The organism is Pectobacterium polonicum, assembly GCF_005497185.1.
GTDB lineage: Bacteria > Pseudomonadota > Gammaproteobacteria > Enterobacterales > Enterobacteriaceae > Pectobacterium > Pectobacterium polonicum.
Genome location: NZ_RJTN01000019.1, coordinates 1 through 18,601 on the forward strand (window position 1 = coordinate 1; position 18,601 = coordinate 18,601).

The 18,601-nt window shown below is 49.5% G+C and carries 16 protein-coding genes; 7 read left to right on the plus strand and 9 right to left on the minus strand.

What is annotated here, in order from left to right; translation table 11 throughout:
• From EDI29_RS16910 to EDI29_RS16935, 5 genes are all read left to right on the plus strand, one after another.
• On the plus strand, nucleotides 1-564 hold a 564-nt coding region (locus tag EDI29_RS16910), incomplete at its 5' end, for an RHS repeat-associated core domain-containing protein (RefSeq protein ID WP_277751455.1).
• Nucleotides 480-857 (plus strand): polymorphic toxin type 30 domain-containing protein, encoded by a 378-nt coding sequence (locus tag EDI29_RS23250; protein WP_167494528.1) that lies wholly within the window; start codon nucleotides 480-482, stop codon nucleotides 855-857. The genes EDI29_RS16910 and EDI29_RS23250, both read left to right, overlap by 85 nt.
• Nucleotide 858: 1 nt before the next feature.
• A complete protein-coding gene (locus EDI29_RS16920) occupies nucleotides 859-1,233 on the plus strand; it encodes a hypothetical protein (RefSeq protein WP_137741820.1) in 375 nt (124 codons plus the stop codon).
• Nucleotides 1,234-1,651: 418 nt separating this feature from the next.
• Nucleotides 1,652-2,137, plus strand: coding sequence for a hypothetical protein (locus EDI29_RS16930; protein WP_137741821.1), 486 nt, complete (start codon nucleotides 1,652-1,654; stop codon nucleotides 2,135-2,137).
• A gap of 201 nt (nucleotides 2,138-2,338) precedes the next feature.
• Nucleotides 2,339-2,695 (plus strand): hypothetical protein, encoded by a 357-nt coding sequence (locus EDI29_RS16935; RefSeq protein ID WP_137741822.1) that lies wholly within the window; start codon nucleotides 2,339-2,341, stop codon nucleotides 2,693-2,695.
• A 91-nt stretch (nucleotides 2,696-2,786) separates the two neighbouring features.
• Here EDI29_RS16935 and dppF read toward each other — a convergent pair whose 3' ends face one another.
• The 5 genes from dppF to dppA all read right to left on the minus strand — a co-directional run bounded on the left by dppF (nucleotide 2,787) and on the right by dppA (nucleotide 8,541).
• The gene (dppF, locus tag EDI29_RS16940) at nucleotides 2,787-3,797 is read right to left on the minus strand and encodes a dipeptide ABC transporter ATP-binding subunit DppF (RefSeq protein WP_137741823.1); all 1,011 of its coding nucleotides are present in this window, start codon (nucleotides 3,795-3,797) and stop codon (nucleotides 2,787-2,789) included.
• A complete protein-coding gene (gene dppD / locus EDI29_RS16945; protein ID WP_012821905.1) occupies nucleotides 3,794-4,774 on the minus strand; it encodes a dipeptide ABC transporter ATP-binding protein in 981 nt (326 codons plus the stop codon). Before dppD ends, dppF begins: the two co-directional genes overlap by 4 nt.
• A 13-nt stretch (nucleotides 4,775-4,787) precedes the next feature.
• Entirely contained in the window at nucleotides 4,788-5,690 is a 903-nt protein-coding gene (gene dppC / locus EDI29_RS16950) for a dipeptide ABC transporter permease DppC (protein ID WP_137741824.1), read from the minus strand.
• A gap of 12 nt (nucleotides 5,691-5,702) precedes the next feature.
• Entirely contained in the window at nucleotides 5,703-6,722 is a 1,020-nt protein-coding gene (gene dppB / locus EDI29_RS16955) for a dipeptide ABC transporter permease DppB (RefSeq protein ID WP_012772789.1), read from the minus strand.
• Nucleotides 6,723-6,933: 211 nt separating this feature from the next.
• Nucleotides 6,934-8,541, minus strand: coding sequence for a dipeptide ABC transporter periplasmic-binding protein DppA (gene dppA / locus EDI29_RS16960; protein ID WP_137741825.1), 1,608 nt, complete (start codon nucleotides 8,539-8,541; stop codon nucleotides 6,934-6,936).
• Nucleotides 8,542-9,541: 1,000 nt separating this feature from the next.
• On the opposite strand from dppA, the gene EDI29_RS16965 reads away from it, so the two are divergent.
• Together EDI29_RS16965 and EDI29_RS16970 are read left to right on the plus strand one after the other, a co-directional pair.
• Entirely contained in the window at nucleotides 9,542-10,225 is a 684-nt protein-coding gene (locus EDI29_RS16965; protein ID WP_137741826.1) for an SH3 domain-containing protein, read from the plus strand.
• Nucleotides 10,226-10,832: 607 nt separating this feature from the next.
• Nucleotides 10,833-12,176, plus strand: coding sequence for a 2-hydroxycarboxylate transporter family protein (locus tag EDI29_RS16970; RefSeq protein WP_137741827.1), 1,344 nt, complete (start codon nucleotides 10,833-10,835; stop codon nucleotides 12,174-12,176).
• Nucleotides 12,177-12,279: 103 nt separating this feature from the next.
• Here the strand turns inward: EDI29_RS16970 and dcuR are convergent, their stop codons facing one another.
• The 4 genes from dcuR to EDI29_RS16990 form a co-directional block, all read right to left on the minus strand.
• Entirely contained in the window at nucleotides 12,280-13,002 is a 723-nt protein-coding gene (gene dcuR / locus EDI29_RS16975; RefSeq protein ID WP_107168604.1) for a two-component system response regulator DcuR, read from the minus strand.
• Nucleotides 12,995-14,623: a sensor histidine kinase gene (locus EDI29_RS16980; RefSeq protein ID WP_137741828.1), complete on the minus strand. Its 1,629-nt coding sequence runs from the start codon at nucleotides 14,621-14,623 to the stop codon at nucleotides 12,995-12,997. Before EDI29_RS16980 ends, dcuR begins: the two co-directional genes overlap by 8 nt.
• A 177-nt stretch (nucleotides 14,624-14,800) precedes the next feature.
• Complete coding sequence (locus tag EDI29_RS16985) at nucleotides 14,801-16,213, minus strand: anion permease (protein ID WP_137741829.1); 1,413 nt, start codon at nucleotides 16,211-16,213, stop codon at nucleotides 14,801-14,803.
• Nucleotides 16,214-16,740: 527 nt separating this feature from the next.
• A complete protein-coding gene (locus EDI29_RS16990; protein WP_137741830.1) occupies nucleotides 16,741-18,399 on the minus strand; it encodes a putative transporter in 1,659 nt (552 codons plus the stop codon).
• Nucleotides 18,400-18,601: the final 202 nt, after the last annotated feature.

Genomic DNA, 18,601 nt, shown 5'->3' on the forward strand with positions numbered 1-18,601 from the left:
CATTTCCTGTGGGAAGGCTTTCGGCTGTTGCAGGCCAGACACGCTGACCGGACAGAAAGTTATGTTTATGACCCAAACGTCTGGTGGTCGCCGTTAGCGCGTATCACCCGGCAAGCGGGAGCACACGACGGCGATATCCGCTGGTTCAACACCGACCTGAACGGCGCTCCGCTGGAGATGACCGATGCAGACGGCGCCGTCCGCTGGAGCGGTGATTACGGCACCTTCGGTGCCATCAACGGACAGACGCAGGACAGCGAAGGACTGCGCCACGGCAAACCGGTGGAATCCCAGCCGCTACGCTACGCCGGGCAATATGCGGATGACGAAACGGGGTTGCACTACAACCTATTCCGCTACTATGATCCCACCGTAGGCCGGTTTACGACGCAGGACCCGATAGGGCTGGCGGGGGGAGATAACCTGTATGCGTATGCGCCGAATCTTATTAGTTGGATCGATCCGCTGGGATTGTCTACTTGTTCATTATCTGGCAATATGATAAAAAATCAGATGGTACAGACCTTATTACAATTCCTGAAACAGCGACAGTTCGTAAATTAACTCCACCTGAAGGTTATGTTGGTAACTATGGATATGAATATAAATGGATTAATTCATCGGGAAGTAAAACTACTGTTCGTATTCATGGTATAGATGCAACTGCCCCAGCCGGTTCAAATGCTAGTCAGGGATGGGTTGTTCGAATAATGTATGAAAAGAAAAGCATGGACATGCATGGTAATTATCATCCTCCTGATATTTTTAAGGGGTCTAGTCCTAGTTACAGCCCTAGCATTATAAATGATGTTCATATTCCTATCGAGCAACCTACAGTTTTTCCTTGGGTAAAATAGAATGAATGATAAAAATATTTTCATTAAAAACAAAATGAAAGAAATTTCTAGTGCTTTGATTAGTAATCAGCCTTTTTTAGATGACTTAATCGGAGAAATTAGTGATTTATTCTCATCGGCTTATAAACGGGAGTTTATTGCTGATAACGATACAATTCAAGATTTATGGTTTTTTTTATTCGATATATTTATTCGCAGCGATAGCAATAATGTCAAGTTTGATATAATTAGCACGATGTGTGACATGTATATATATCAATCAAATGTCGGTCTTGAATTAAGTCTGCATAACATAGAACAGTGGAGAAAAAAATTTCAGGCAGGAGAGTCATCTCCAGAGATAATTGACTGCATCGACGATATGTTATCGATGTAAAAGCGTCTTTGAAAAAATTAATAGCCGGAAGCGATCCCGACGATCCTTCCGGCTATTTTTATCTGCTGTTTACTCCGTGTGATGTCAGAGAGTAATCTCCGTCTCAATCACTATCTTACCTGTGACTGGTTGCACCGGGAAATCACCCGCGCTCAGGGACGACCGGCGTGAACAACGGCGGACATATGATCGTTTAGGCCGCCTGCCCAAAGCGCGGGGCCGCAGGGGGAATTTGTCGCCCGCTATGGTTATGACGCGCTGGGTAGACGCACCCGTAAAACGGTTGTCTGGGGCGAAAACGGAAAGCTGGAGGAGTACCGGTTAATGGCTGAAACTTCTGACGCTTCAAAAAGGGTGTGGAGCTAAAATGGGTGTGCTTACAGTTACAGCTTATCCATACATGTTGGGAGATTGAATTATGGATATAAAACTAAAAATAAATGAAAAACCTATTGAATTAGATGAGTTTTTAGATGAAGAAGAAATGGATTTGTCTCCATTTGGTTTTTGTCTTGTTGAACTGTCCCAATATATTAATGGTTCAATATATATATTCGTTGACGAAGAGTTAAATATCGAGCTAGATTTATTTTCTGATTTCATGGTGTGTTTTGAAGAAATTTTAGATTCTATAACATCAGCAAAACTATCAATCTATAAAAAAGGGGATATGTGGTTTTGCGAGCAAGGATCTGATTTTCACATATATTATGAGGTGAATAGAAATGCCATTACATTGTCTTATGTGAAGGGAAGAGAGATAGGGATTATCAACAGGAGTATACCTGACTTTTCAATTCAAATTGATTCATTAGAATACGTCAGGATCTGGGAGAATATTTTTAAAAAATTAATTTTTATTTTTGAAAAAAAACTTAATAAAAAAATAAACCTTCCTTTTTGATTATCAAGAATAAAATTATGAAGGATTCCATATGATAATTCACTATTTTTATCATCCGCTAAAGATTAGTCTCGTTATCAATCAAAAATCTTCCGCTTTCGAGGGTAACAGTAATCGGTATCCCAGCCATAGTCAACTCTTGGTAGTTCAGTTTATCGGGGTGCTTGCATAGGTCTATAAAAATAAGAGGTGGTGGTTAATATGAATATGAAAGAAATAGAGACTAAATATGGTATCATTTATGGGAGAAATGCTCTTATTTTATTAAGTACAGAGTTGAAATTTCATCCATTCGAATTAATTGTTAAATCATCTCTATCTTTAGCGGCGTGTAAGCCTGTAATAAGTAATGAAAAGGATGTTCCTATAATTTTTTTATTTTCTAACATAGAGAGCTTATCTATATATAAGGTCGATGATTATCTCTATGAAAAATATACTTCATCAAGTTTTGATGAAGTTGACGGGGAATATAAAAATGGTAATAGAAGGTTCGTATTAAGCACCTACGATCATGTTTTTGATGTTATTGGCAAGTGTGAAATAATATATGAATAACTATACCCGTCATACTTCGAACTGCATGTGCGTTAGTTGCGTTGACTCACCCACGCCCCGGAAAAGCAAGCGTGGGTGAGTCAAAGGCAAACTAGGCGATTGCAGTGCCCTGTTCGTCCTGATCGACGGCAAAGCAGGCAACCTGCTGTTCGCCGTAGGTTTTCAGCTGCGGTTGGAACTGGGTGCAGGTGCTGAAACAGCGCTGACAGCGGGCGTTGAACGCGCAGCCCGGCGGTGGATTCAGCGGGCTAGGCAGCTCACCGGTCAGCTTGATGCGCTCGCGGCGTAAATCCGGGTTCAGACGCGGCGTCGCGGAAAGTAACGCCTGCGTATACGGGTGACGCGGATTGTTGAAAATGGCATCTTTACTGCCCTTCTCAACACAGCGCCCCAGATACATCACCATCACTTCATCAGCAATATGCTCAACCACGGACAGATCGTGCGAGATGAAGACGTAAGACAGCCCCATATCCTGCTGCAAGTCCATCATCAGGTTCAGTACCTGCGCGCGTACCGATACGTCCAACGCCGAAACCGGCTCATCGGCAATCACTACGTCTGGGTCCAGCATCAACCCACGGGCGATTGCGATACGCTGACGCTGGCCGCCGGAGAACATATGCGGATAGCGGTCATAATGCTCCGTTTTCAGCCCGACTTTCGCCATCATCGCCAGCGCTTTTTCACGACGTTCTGCTTTCGACAGTTCGGTGTTGATCTGGAGAGGTTCTTCCAGGATCTGGCCGACTTTCTTACGCGGGTTTAGCGATCCGTAAGGATTCTGGAAAACGATCTGGATCTTCTGCCGACGCAGCTTCTGCGCTTGCGGATCGGGTTTCAGCAGATCCTGCCCCTGATAGTACAGTTCGCCATCCGATGGGATTTCGATCATCGTCAGCAGACGACCCAGCGTGGATTTTCCACAGCCGGATTCCCCCACCACCGCCAGCGTCTTACCGCGCTCCAGCGTAAAGGACACGCCGTCCAGCGCTTTCACCATCCGCTCTGGCGCAAAAAAGCCCTTTTTCACCGGATAGTGCTTTTTCAAATCGATCGCATGCAGCAAGTACGGCTGCGATGTGGCATTCAGTTCACTCATAGGGTCGGCCTCCCCGCATCATCCAGCGGTGTATGACATTTCACCTGACGACCAGGAATATCGCGCAGCCCAGGTTCTTCCTGACGGCAGCGGTCCTGTGCATAGGGGCAGCGTGGGTTTAACAGACAGCCGTTCGGGCGATCGTATTTACCCGGCACCACGCCCGGCAGCGATGCCAGACGGGCTTTATCCACCGCAAACTCTGGCAGCGCACGCAGCAACGCCTGAGTGTACGGATGACGGGGAGCACGGAAAATATCCGCCGCTTTACCCGATTCCACCACCTGCCCGGCATACATCACGATGATGTGGTGCGCCGCTTCGGCCACCAGCGCCAAATCGTGCGTAATCAGGATCAGCGCCATATTCTCGCGCTGCTGCAATTCGAGCAGCAGTTCGATAATCTGCGCCTGAATGGTCACGTCCAGTGCCGTGGTGGGTTCGTCCGCAATCAACAGCTTTGGTCGGCAGGCAATCGCCATCGCGATCATCACGCGCTGGCTCATCCCACCGGAAAGCTGGTGTGGATACACGTCAAGACGCGAAGCCGGATCGGGAATCCCAACCAGCGTCAGCAGGTCAATTGCACGCTGACGACGCGTTTTGCGGTTACCCCCCTGATGCACCTTAATGGCTTCCATGATCTGGTAACCGACGGTGTAACACGGGTTCAAGCTGGTCATCGGGTCCTGGAAAATCATCGCGACTTCCGAGCCCACCAGATTACGCCGTTCTTTCTCAGAAATTTTCGTTAAATCACGCTGGTTAAATTCCAGCTTGTCGGCCATCACTTTTCCGGGGTAATCAATCAATCCCATAATCGCCAGCGAACTGACGGATTTACCGGAACCAGACTCCCCGACGATACCGACGACCTGACCTTGTTCAACCTGGTAGCTGATACGATCGACCGCACGAAACGGCAGATCCTCATCACCAAAGTGAACCGACAGTTTATCTACATTGAGCAACGCCATCTCTCTACCTCTATTACTGCTTGAGTTTGGGGTCGAGAGCGTCACGCAAGCCGTCCCCCATCAGGTTAAACGCCAATACCGTCAGTAAGATTGCCAGACCGGGGAACGTCACCACCCACCAGGCGCTTTGCGCAAACTGCAAAACGTCCGACAGCATGGTGCCCCACTCTGGCGTTGGCGGCTGTGCGCCCATACCGAGGAAACCCAAAGCAGCCATATCGAGAATGGCGTTAGAAAAACCGAGAGAAGCCTGCACAATCAACGGTGCCAGACAGTTAGGAAGAATGTTGACGAACATCTGGCGTGCCGAGCTAGCGCCCGCCACGCGTGAAGCGGTGACGTAATCGCGGTTAACTTCCACCAGCACCGCCGCACGAGTCAAACGGACATAGTGCGGCAACGCCACGAAGGTCAACGCCAGCGAGGCATTCACAATCGAAGGCCCAAAGACAGCGACCAGAACCAGCGCCAGTAACAGGCTTGGCAGTGCCAGCATAATATCGACGATACGCATGATGAGCGCATCAACCACCCCGCCGAAATATCCCGCCAGCAGGCCGAAAATCACCCCCAACACCAGCGACAGCACAACCACCAGACAGCCGACCAATAGCGACAGGCGCGCGCCATACATCAGACGGGACAGGACATCACGTCCGACGTCATCCGTTCCCAGAATAAACTGCCAGCTTCCGCCCTCTTGCCAGACCGGCGGACGAAGCAGCGCATCGCGGAACTGCTCGGCGGGTAAGTGCGGAGCCAACACGTTGGCACCAATGGCGATCATCAGCATCAGTGCGACATACACCATGCCAACAACCGCCCCTTTGTTACGTTTAAAATAGTGCCAGAATTCCTGTAACGGGGTCATCGGCTTCGGCGCGCTGTTTACAACCGGTTCAGTGACGTGTGTCATCTTAGCCTCCCCTTATTTCTTGTGACGGATGCGTGGGTTAACCACACCGTAGAGCACATCGACCAGCAGGTTCACCAGAATGATCATGGTTGCTACTAGCAGTACGCCGCCCTGAACCACCGGATAGTCACGACGCTGTAAGGCATCGATCAACCACCGCCCCAAGCCCGGCCACGAGAAGATGGTTTCCGTCAGGATCGCCCCGGCCAGCATGGTGCCGACCTGCAAACCAATCACTGTCACCACCGGCAGCATCGCATTACGCAACGCGTGCACGACAATCACACGCAGGCGACTCAGCCCTTTGGCGCGGGCAGTACGAATGTAGTCCTCGCCCAGCACTTCCAGCATCGCGGAACGCGTCATACGCACAATCACCGCCAGCGGAATGGTGCCCAGCACGATAGCAGGCAGGATCATGTGTTCAACCGCGTCGATAAAGTCGCCTTTTTCGCCCCAGAACAGGGTATCGATCAGCATAAAGCCAGTCAGCGGCATACTGTCATCGAGGAAAATCGTATCGCTGATACGCCCCGAGACGGGCGTCAGGTTGAGTTGAACGGAGACCAGCATAATCAACATCATGCCCCACCAGAAGATAGGCATGGAGTAGCCCGTCAGCGCCAGGCCAACAGAAGTATGATCGAAAATAGAACCGCGTTTAACCGCAGCCAGCACACCAACCGGAATCCCAACCGCGATAGCAAACAGCATCGCGCAGATACCCAGTTCCAGCGTCGCTTTGAAGCGAGGAACAAATTCTTCCCACACGGGGATGCGGCTCTTGAGGGAGATCCCCAGATCGCCCTGCAACACACCGCCGATATAGTGGATGTATTGCTGCCAAAGCGGCTTATCCAGCCCCATTTCAGCCAGCAATTGCGCATGGCGCTCGGCGGAAATACCACGTTCCCCCGCCATGATCATGACCGGGTCGCCCGGAATCATGTGCACGAAGGCAAACGTCAACAGGGTGATACCAATAAACGTTGGGATAACGAGTCCCAAACGCCGGAGTATGAACTGCAACATATCCCGAACTCTCTATTCATGCCCGTTGGCTCATTGGCCATCAGGCTTATCATTGCTCACAGCCAAAAAATCGTCAGGAACGATTTTAAAACGTCGTATGCGACGGCCCGCCATAAATCGTTAACGGGCAAGAAACCCCGCCTCCACGGCTCCTCTAACGAGAAACCGCAAGGTCGGGGTTTTCAATGTCCGTGAAAAACGAGTGGCTGACTTAATCCAACGTCACGTTGTTGAAGCTATGCACGCCACGCGGCTGAACCACATAGCCTTTCACGTTTTTACGCACGGGCTCGTACACGGTGGAGTGCGCAACAATCAGCGCCGGAGCCTGATCGTGCATCACAACCTGCGCCTGCTTGTACAGCTCAATACGTTTTTCGTGATCGGAAACAGCACGCGCCGGTTGGATCAGGTCTTCAAACGGCTTGTAGCACCACTTAGAGTAGTTGGAGCCATTTTTAGCGGCGTCGCAGCTGAACAGGGTCGCGAAGAAGTTATCTGGGTCCCCATTGTCGCCAGTCCAGCCCATCAGCACGGTCTGGTGCTCGCCGTCTTTCGCACGCTTCAGATACTCACCCCACTCGTAGGTGACGATCTTGGCTTTCACACCCACTTTCGCCCAGTCGGACTGAATCATTTCCGCCATACGACGCGCGTTCGGGTTGTACGGACGCTGTACCGGCATTGCCCACAAGTCGATAGAGAAGCCGTCAGCCATACCCGCTTCTTTCAGCAGGGCTTTCGCTTTCTCAGGATCGTAGCTGTAGTCTTTAACGTCTTTGTTGTAGCCCCACATGGTCGGCGGGATCAGGTTGGTTGCTGCTTGACCAGCGCCCTGATAGACCGCATCGATGATGGCAGACTTGTTGACCGCATAGTTCAGCGCCTGGCGAATCTTGACGTTATCCAGCGGTTTTTTCTCAACGTTGTAGGCCAGATAGCCAACGTTCAGGCCTGGCTGTTCCAGCAACGTGATGTTTTTGTCTTCTTTCATACGGGCAAGATCGGCCGGGTTTGGATACGGCATGATCTGGCATTCGTCTTTTTGCAGCTTGGCGTAACGCACGGAAGCATCTGGTGTAATAGAGAAGACCAGACGATCGACGCCCGGCTTACTGCCCCAGAAGCCTTCAAAGGCTTTGTACAGAATACGGGAATCTTTCTGGTACTGCTGTAGCTGGAACGGGCCTGTACCGATTGGGTTCAGGTCAATCTTCTCCGGCGTACCGGCTTTCAGCATGTTGTCCGCATATTCCGCTGATAAGATGGAAGCGAAGTCCATCGCCAGGTTTGCCAGGAACGGCGCTTCAGGGCGACTCAACACAAAGCGGACTGTATAGTCGTCGACTTTTTCGACTTTGCTCACCAGCTCTGGCATACCCATACCTTGATAGTATTCATAGCTGCCGCCAGAAACTTTATGGTACGGGTGGTTGGCATCCTGCTGACGCATGAAGGAGAAAATGACGTCATCCGCATTGAATTCACGGGAAGGTTTGAAATCCTTACTGTCTTGCCATTTCACGCCTTTGCGCAAATGGAAGGTATAGGTTTTACCGTCTTCGCTAATATCCCATTTTTCAGCCAAACCCGGACCCGTGTCCGTGGTGCCGTCTTTAAATTCCACCAGACGGTTATAAATAGGAATAGAGCTGGCATCAAACGTCGTACCGGAGGTGAACAGCTGTGGGTTAAAACCTTCCGGGGAACCTTCTGAGCAGTAAACCAGCGTTTTTGCCTGAACACCTGCCGCGACGGACAGGGCGAGCAAACCAAGGCCGAACTTCAACACCCTTGATTTAACCAGGGATTTTTCCATTACTTATGCTCCATTGTGGATGATGTTGTGTGCTATACCCGTCCGACGCCAAGCTGCATACGCGTTAACCCTGTTGTTAGAACACAATGGTTAAAAACACGATCGTTAAAAGCGCGATCGCGAAAAACGCAGATGTTAACAACGCGGATATCCTATCCTGCATCTCGAAATCAATTGGGTATGATTGGCCAGACCTGTATTTTTATGTGCTGCGGTCTGTACCCTGTCGCCCGAAGGCAAAATTAAAATACTGGGGGAGGAATCGTGGTCACCAGAGCAAACGGCCGTCACGCTATGGGATATAGTCATAATAACTACCACCTATACCTTGAAACGTCACAACCCGCTCACGGATGCTGGATGAAGACGTAGAATCATTCAGGCAAACCGCTGCTTTCCTCCTTATATCCCTATGACGACTTCAATTTCTCAACAGATGGCGGTGACGTCAATATAAGCTGTAAGGATTTACAAAAATTCCTTACATTTTATTAATATAGAAAATACAGCTCTATCACATAATTTAAGTCGTATATTTTGTATTTTTTTTCAAAAACAGCGATAAAAACCGATACATTGTCTACTAAAAGAAATTATCACCATTAAAAAAACTATAGTCATCTGGTCTTACATGTCCAAGATCTGAGCACTATTTTTTGTTAAAAACGTTAACAGCAGGTGAAAACTCTGACAGATGATAAGAAATTCTGATATTTACCATGGTGTGATAAGCGGGTGAATGACTATCTACGCTACATAAAAAAACTTTGCTTTCCCCTCTTCGACAAACCAAAAACACACATTATTCCGCGCAACACCGATCTCTGCTTTTACCCGATCTGCCATAAACAATAGGTGTCGCCCCTTTCTCGCCGATGTCAAACACGATGCTATCTTTCATCCCTCGATGCTGTATACCAGATAAGTTTTTGATAGGATTAATTAAAACAACAATAGCTATTGTTGCATTGGTCGTATTTTTGACAAGGAAAACTGAGCGATGAAAGGAATGGTGGCCGTTTTGTCTTTATGCACCTCATTCTCCTGTTTTGCGGGGGAAGATTATGAGAGGGAGACGTGCCGTGATGGCGTATTTTCTACTTATCCAGGCCAATACTCTGTTGCTAAAATTACTGCGCCGCATGGCGATAAAGTACACTTTTACGATGATTACCTACGGGAAGGATGCCCGGACAATAAGGCAGTTTGCCAGAGTAAAACCAGCCTGAAATCAGGCGACGGCGTGCTGGTGGCACAGGAAAAAAACGGCTGGTCCTGTGTAGGGTATTTTGGCAAAAAATCCGAATACGTCGGTTGGGTGGAATCGGCGTATCTTAAAAAACAGCCCATCAAAACGGCAGACATCAATGCCTGGCTCGGCACGTGGCGTTATTATGACGCTACCATAAAGATTACCCGCGGGAAAAATAATACGCTGCATCTTAAAGGCAATACCACCTGGTATGGCGGAAGATCAAGCTATGGCGGCGAGATTATTCATTTGGGCAATACTTCAGCCACTGCCATACCAAACGGCAATCGGCTTCAATGGAATGATTCACGTGACGTGATTGAATGTAGCGGCGTGATGCAACTGATTAACGGCTATTTGATCGTGGAAGATAACGGTCAATGCGGTGGAATGAACGTCCGTTTTAATGATGTTTATCGTTTGAAAAAGTAATGTAGCAGCCCATCCGGTAGGGACGTGCTTGTCCCTTCCTGCTTCACCGGCGATCCCTTCATATACTCGCAAGAAAATGACATGGCTCAATAATAAAGCGGCTATTTTAGTTAAATAAATATTTTCACTAAAATGAAATCACGCTATTTACTTATTCTCATAAAGTGGTATTTTTCACTCAGTACGTTACCTCTCCTTCTGTTTTAATCCCCCAGACTCCCTCAATAAATAATTTTAATTACAAAAAAATGACGTAAGTTATTTAAAATGGAGTTGCTGATAACTTCACAAATACGTAATTAACGTATTATTTTTAACATTTCATCATGCTAGATTACCCTCAGAAGTCATTCATTGTTAAATAATATCCATCATTCTTTATTTTTTGTTAATGATTGATAAAAAACAAAAAAGAGTATTTTTCTGCTTTCTGATAATAAACATTCCGCCGCCAATGGTATTAGCTACGCCCGATAATTACACCGATACTGGTGATAAAAAAGGCAATAATCTACGTCGATAATGATGCACTATCAATCGTGTAACGATATGACACGGCAGGGATGTAATTTCTTTCTGTACCAACTGTCCTAGCAGGGTGAATATAATGAAAAAAACTGAAACTGATATTTTATGTGAGAACGATCTCGCTCTGGAAACACCGTCATCGTTTATCGGCGACTTCTTTAAAAAGAAAATTGGCTCCGTTCCCGTTGCACTGTTTATGGCGATTGCCGCTATTGTTGCTATTGCTGCCTATGAAGGATATTTACCTAAAAATATGATTGGCGGTTTCGCCGTCATCATGACAATGGGTTTTTTACTGGCGCACATTGGCAGCAACATTCCTGTGTTCAAAGATATCGGCGGCCCGGCAATTCTGTGCCTGATGGTGCCTTCCATTATGGTGTATTTTAATTTATTTAATGACAACACCATGAAAACCGTACACCTGTTGATGAAAGAGGCGAATTTCCTGTATTTCGTCATCGCCTGTCTGGTGGTCGGCAGTATCTTGGGTATGAACCGCAAAATCCTGATTCAGGGGATGGTGCGTATGTTCGTCCCGCTGGTCATCGGCACCGCAACAGCGTTGGCAACCGGTTTGCTGGTCGGTAAGCTGTGCGGTTACAGTTTCTATCACACCTTCTTCTTCATTATCGTGCCTATCATCGGCGGCGGTATTGGTGAAGGCATCCTGCCGTTGTCCCTCGCCTATTCAGCTATTCTGGGACAAAGCCCAGACGTTTATGTCGCTCAGTTAGCGCCCGCAGCCGTTGTCGGTAATATTTTCGCCATTCTGTGTGCTGGCGTACTGTCGCGTCTCGGTATGCGCCGCAAGGATCTGAACGGTGAAGGTCGTCTGGTTCGCAGCGATGAAGACAACGCGATGTTTGCCGTCAACGACGCGCCAAAGCCGGTCGATTTTCACCTAATGGGCGGCGGATTGCTGATGATTTGCGCTTTCTTCATCGTCGGTGGGCTGTTTGAAAAACTGGTACACATCCCAGGTCCAGTGCTGATGATTCTGATCGCCGTATTCTGCAAATACGGACGCGTGATTCCTGCCATCATGGAAACGGGTGCGCACAGCGTTTACAAGTTCGTCTCCAGCTCTCTGGTGTGGCCGCTGATGATCGGGCTGGGTATGCTGTATATCCCGCTGGAGAGCGTCGTCGCGGTATTCTCCGTGGGTTACGTCATCGTCTGTGGTTCTGTGGTGCTGTCCATGGCGCTGGTGAGCTTCCTGATTGCGCCTTATCTGAACATGTACCCGATTGAGGCTTCCATCGTGACCACCTGCCACAGCGGGCTGGGTGGTACAGGTGACGTAGCAATTCTGTCTGCCTCTAACCGTATGTCTCTGATGCCGTTCGCACAGATCGCTACCCGTATCGGCGGTGCGTCTACCGTCATCGCGGCAACGCTGCTGCTGGGCTGGGTTGCCTAACCCGACCCCAATTCCCCAATAAACGAAAACGCCACGGTCGCTATTGCCGTGGCGTTTTTATTTATTCACCGCTACTCACTTATAGCGAGCGATTCACCGCTATTTATTCACAGTATTGACGTAGCGAATCCTGCTTTTCTGGCAGCAGGCGATATAGGTACACCGGTCGCCCTGTCGAACCGTACAGAATATTGGTGGTCAGAATTCCGGTATCGGACAGGTAGATCAGGTATTTACGGCAGGATACGCGGGAGATACCAATCGCATTCGCCAGCATTTCGGTAGAAAATTCAATGCCCTGATTGCCTTCAATCCACTCGCATACGGTACGCAACGTCAGGCTGGTCAGCCCTTTCGGCAATTTCTTGCGCTCGCTGGCCGTGCTACCACTGGTGCGGCGAATCAGGCTATCAATGTCCGACTGAGCAACAAAATCACGGTGCTTGAACAAGTTTGCCTCTTCGCGATAGGCGGTCAACGCCTGCTCGAAACGCGAGAACTGGAAAGGCTTAATCAGATAATCCACCACGCCGTAGTGCAGCGCTTTTTTGATGGTATACACGTCGCTGGCAGAAGAGATGATGATGACATCCGTCTTTTCACTGAATTCACGAATAGTCGGTAAAAGATCCAGTCCATTATCCTGCTGCATGTAAATATCCAGCAGTACCAAATCGATTTCCGAGTCAGGTTGCATCAACAGGTTCCGCGCCTGCTGCAACGTGGGGACGGTCGCATAGCAGCTAAATCCAGAAACCTGGTTCAGATAAGATTTGTTAAGCTCTGCAACCATGGCATCGTCATCAACAATCAGTACATTAATCATGGTCAAACAGCCTTGCTTGATAAGGAATAGTAACGAAAAACTGGGTGTACACCTCAGGTTCTGATTCAAACTCGATAGTGCCGCCAATCTTCTCCAGACTCTGTTTGGTCAGGTACAGGCCAATACCGCGCCCGCTGCCTTTGGTAGAGAATCCCTGTTCATAAATACGCGCCTGGCTTTCCGACGAAATGCCGGGGCCGTCATCCCCCACGGTACAGTGAAGGCGGCTATTCTGATGATGGAAGCTCACGCTGATTTCACAGTTTTCCTGCTCATCAATCGCGTCCATCGCATTCTCAATCAGATTACCCAACACGGTAATCAATTCATTCGTGGCATCCACATCATCGGTATCCGGTAGCAGACTCTCCTCGCTGATGGAGAGTGTAATGCCGAGATCGCGCGCGCGATTAATTTTACCCAACAGGAAGCCAGCAATCACTGGCGACTTCACTTTACGAATAATCGAACCGATTTCCGCCTGATAATTATTGGCGGTCTTCAGGATGTAATCTTCCAACTGCGAGTAATATTTTAAGTGCAGCATTCCTAAGATGACGTGCAGCTTGTTCATAAACTCGTGCGACTGCGCCCGCAGCGCATCTGCGTAGTAGGACATCCCACTCAACCGTTGCAGCAGTTGGCTGATCTCCGTTTTATCACGGAACGTCGCAATCGCGCCGATAATATCGCCTTTCACAAAAACGGGAACGGTGTTGGTCAGCAACAGATGCCCGTTAAAGTTAATCTCTTCATCACGCCGTGGCGTACCACTTTCCAACACCTGTTTCAGATGCAGATGCTCAAGCCACTGTTCGCTGACGCGTTCAGTTGGCTTCGGAGCCGACGCTTCACTGCCCTGCGGCTTATTCTGCCGGAAAAGCCGTCGCGCCTCATCATTGATTACCGTAATCCGACCATGCTGATCGACCGCAATAACCCCTTCTTTGATATGTTTGAGCATCGCGTTGCGCTGTTCAAACAGGTTCGATATCTCAAACGGCTCGAACCCCAGCATAATACGCTTGAGTATCTTCACCAAAATCAGCGTACCGAGCCAACCCACCAGCGCCCCTGCCAATAGCGTCCAGGGAATCATCCAGCGGTTATCGCTAATCACCTTCTGCACGCTGGTTAAGGCAATCCCCAACGCGACTACGCCAACCTGCTTGTGGTTATTGTCGAAAACTGGCGTAAATACCCGCAGTGCTGGATCGAGCGTGCCTCGGTTGATCGAGGTATTTTCCATACCCAACAGCGCCGGGTAGATATCCCGACCGGCAAAATGCTCACCAATTCTTTCCGGCTCTGGGTGGCTATGGCGCACCGTATCCATATCTGTGACGGTGACAAAGAGCAGTTGATTACGCTGGCGGATCGTCTCCGCAGCAATCTGCACTTCCTCCGGCCGCCCAATCCCTTTAAGTTCATCAATAACAACAGGAGAAGCCGCAAATGTGCGAGCAATGGCAAAGGCTTTTTCTCGCAGATGATCTTCCGAAAGCTGATTAATGCGAAAAAACAGCAGGGAATAGACCACCAACAACACCGCGCCAAGTACCACTGATACCATCAAAAATACCGATGTTCCCAGCTTGAGCGGTGCCTTTTTCTTGCCCATGTCACTCTCCGAAACAAACATCATCACACCGTTATCTTATACTGTTTCGCTGCGTTTCGCGTGTCGTGATGCATACGCCCCGTCACAAGGACAGGGCGTAAGCGTAAAGAAAGGAAATCAGGCTTAACCTATTGCGGTACATTTTTTGTGTCAGGAAAGCCCGCGGTATCCACGTTTTTACCAGAAACCGAGCAGTTTCCACCACATGCTACCAACACCCAGCCAAATAGGGATGATGACCAGGCTGATGGAGAAGCCGATCTTCCACCAGGTTCCCAGCGGCATGTAGCCTGTCCCAAACAGAATCGGAGCCGGGCCGCTGGAGTAGTGGGTTGTGGACATAAACAGGTTACTGAAAATACCGAACACCAGTACGGTCAGCATCGGCGGCGCACCGGCAGCCAGTGCGATAGAGACGAAAATCGCGTACATGGCGCTGATGTGGGCAATCGCACTCGCCATCAGGTAGTGGCTGTAGTAGTACACCAGCAGCAGCAGCCCCAGCATCGGCAGCCAGTGCATCCCGCTCACCGCATTACCGGCCAATCCGCCCAGCCAGGCAATCAGCCCCATTTTGTTAAGCTGACCAGCCAGCGTCATCAGTACGGCAAACCACACCACGGTGTGCCAGGCTTCTTTCTCACCGACCACGTCATCCCAGCTCAGCGCACGGCTGAGCAACAGCACGCTCAGGCCAGCCAGTGCGGTCAGGGTCGCGTCGATATTCAGCGTGGAACCCAACACCCAGAAGGTCACCAGCCCCAGGAACACGCCCAGCACCACCCACTCATCGCGGGTCATTTTGCCCATTTCACGCAGTCTTTCGACGGCGATCGCGCGCATTTCTGAGGTTTTCTTCAGTTCAGGCGGATAGAAACGGTAGATCAGATAAGGAATCAGCGCCAAAGACAGGAAGCCCGGCAGCAGTGTCGCCAACGCCCAATCCGTCCAACTGATGTGAATACCAAACTGGGAAGCCAGCTTCGCCACCATCGGGTTACCCGCCATGGAGGTCATAAACATCGCAGACGTCACGGCGTTACACTGGAAAATGGACTGCACCAGAAACGCACCAATGCGACGCTGCGTGCCTTTTTCCGGCGTGGAGTCATAAGCTTCGGCAATCGACCGGAATAGCGGGGTGATGATCCCGCCGCAGCGTGCAGATGTAGAAGGCATCGCCGGGGCGAACAGCAGGTCGGTAAACACCAGGCCATACGCCAGACCGAGAGAGCTATTCCCCAACTTGCTGATGAACAGCAGGCCAATACGCCGGCCAAAACCAGTTTTGATAAAGCCGCGCGAGATAAAGAAGGCACAGGCGATCATCCAAATGGTGGGATCGCTAAAGCCTGCCAACACGTCTTTAATGGATAATAACCCTAATATGGCGACCGAGGTCAGGCTGAACATCGCCATTGCGCCAAGCGGGTAAGGAGAGAGAATCAGACCGACAACCGTGGCAATGAAAATCGCCATCAGATGCCAGGCATCGGGTTTAACACCATCAGGAACCGGTAATAACCATAAGCCACCGGCAATACAAAGGATAACTAGAAGCTTTATCAACCTGCTGTTATTCGCAGACATAAGAACACCACTCTTCATTAAAACGGAATGCTGTATTCACGACGGATGTCCCGTGCGGAGGAGTGGGTATTACGTTATTCTTCCTTCGTCACCCTGCTGAAACAACGCAACAGGAATCATCTGCGGAAAAAAAGACGAGAAAACAAGGGTTCAGGGTGCTTCTCTCGTCTGATCAAATCAAGTGATTAATGAAGAGATAGTATTATAATGCGCCTGCAAAATAGCGTTACTTTAGTTACTAAAGAGGTTCATTAATTTATTTAAGAAACTTCCGCGGTTTTAATTTCCAGATAAAAAACCCTTTAAATTCAATAATAATTGACATTTCACAAACATAAAATTAACGAAATTAACGACACGTCAATGATAAAAAAACCTTATACCTAATAGTGGTAATATAATTCTTTCCCAGACAGTGAGTTATCCATTCCTTATTTATTTACTCAGGTATTTCTTTATTCAAAAATAAAAAACAAAATAATCATTATTCGGCGATAAAATAGTAGTTTTTATCCAGCTGATAACATTTATAGGGTAAGAAAAAGTACGGCTAGTAGCTGCGGCGACATAATTCGCAGAAACATCGCCAGCGGATAAACCGTCGCATAAGACAGCGCCGCCGCACCGCTGGTCGGGTGAAGCCCATTGGCAAACGCCAACGCAGGCGGATCGGTCATAGAGCCCGCCAGCATGCCACACAGCGTCAGGTAGTTCATCTTACCCAGCGTGCGCGCCAGTATGCCGACCAGCAGCAGCGGCACAATGGTAATCAGCGCACCGTAGCCAATCCACCACATGCCGTCGCCATTTAATAGCGTATCAATGAAATCGCCGCCGGATTTCAGCCCCACCACCGACAGGAACAGCACAATGCCGAGTTCACGTAGCGCCAGGTTCGCACTGGGCGGCATAAACCAATGAAGCTTACCGATACTGCCGATACGCCCCAGCACCAACGCCACAACTAGCGGTCCGCCAGCCAGCCCAAGCCGCAGCGCCACAGGAAACCCAGGGATCATCAGCGGCACAGAGCCCAGCAACACACCTAGCCCAATGCCGATAAAGACGGGCAGCATCTGTACCTGCTGGAGTTTTTGCTGTGCGTTGCCCACGATATCCGCGACGGCATCGATCGCCGTTTTCCGCCCGACCAGATTCAGAATATCGCCAAATTGCAGGCTGGCCTGATTGCTGGCGACCAGCTCGACCCCCGCGCGATTCAAGCGCGAAATCACCACATCATAGTTTTGCTTCAGATTCAGCTCGCGAATCTTGCGACCTAGCACTTTCTCATTCGTCACCACCACGCGTTCAACGTGCAGATCGGTGCCGCGCGTCGAGAGCGACGTCTCCACTTCATTACCAATGACCAGACGCGCCTGCTCCAGATCGTTTTTCGCACCCACCAGATGCAGGTAATCGCCCAGTTGGATCAGCGTCTGCGGCGACGGCACCATTAGCTCATCACCGCGTTTCAGGCGGGAGCAGACGATGGTGTCACGGTTCAGAATCGGCACATCCTGAATCGCCAGCCCTTGCAAATTGGTATTCGTCACCGACACATTCATCGTGTGCAGTTGTTCATGGTACTGACCATTGCTGGCTTCAAACTGTTTTGCCTCGTTATCCACCACGACACGAAACAAGACACGCATCAGCCACATCACCAGTAAAATGCCGCAGATCCCCAGCGGATACGCCATCGCGTAGCCCGTTCCCATTTGGTTCACTAAGGTTGTACTCGAACCGAGATCGGTCAGAATCTGCTGCCCCGCGCCCAGCGAAGGCGTGTTGGTCACCGCACCGGAGAAAATACCGAGAATAATGGGCAAAGGAATATTGAGCAGTTTATGTAGTAGGACGGTCACCACACTGCCGAGAAATACCGTCAGCAAGGCGAACGCATTGAGACGCAGGCCAGATACGCGCAGAGAGGAAAAGAAGCCCGGCCCAACCTGAATGCCAATAGTGTAGACAAACAGGATCAGCCCAAATTCCTGAATGACGTGCAACATGTCATCATTCAGTTGAATCTGGTACTGGTGGGCAACATGCCCGACGATGATCCCACCGAACAGGACCCCGCCAATCCCTAAACCGACGCCATAAATCCGCCAGTTACCAATCCATAACCCCAGAACAGCAACCAGCGCTAGCATACTCACGGTAAGTGCGATATCACTCATACCCGTATCCTTTGCGGACGTTTTTATTGGGAAATACCACTGCTGCTATACTCTAAATAATTCGAGTTTCAGGCAGGCGGCAAGAGAAGGACAAATTCGTCAGGAACGAATTTGACCAGCCAACGGCTGGCCTTCGGTGAGAGACAGGACGTCTCTCATTTCATCACGATGAGCTTACTCAAGTAAGTGATTCGGGTGAGTA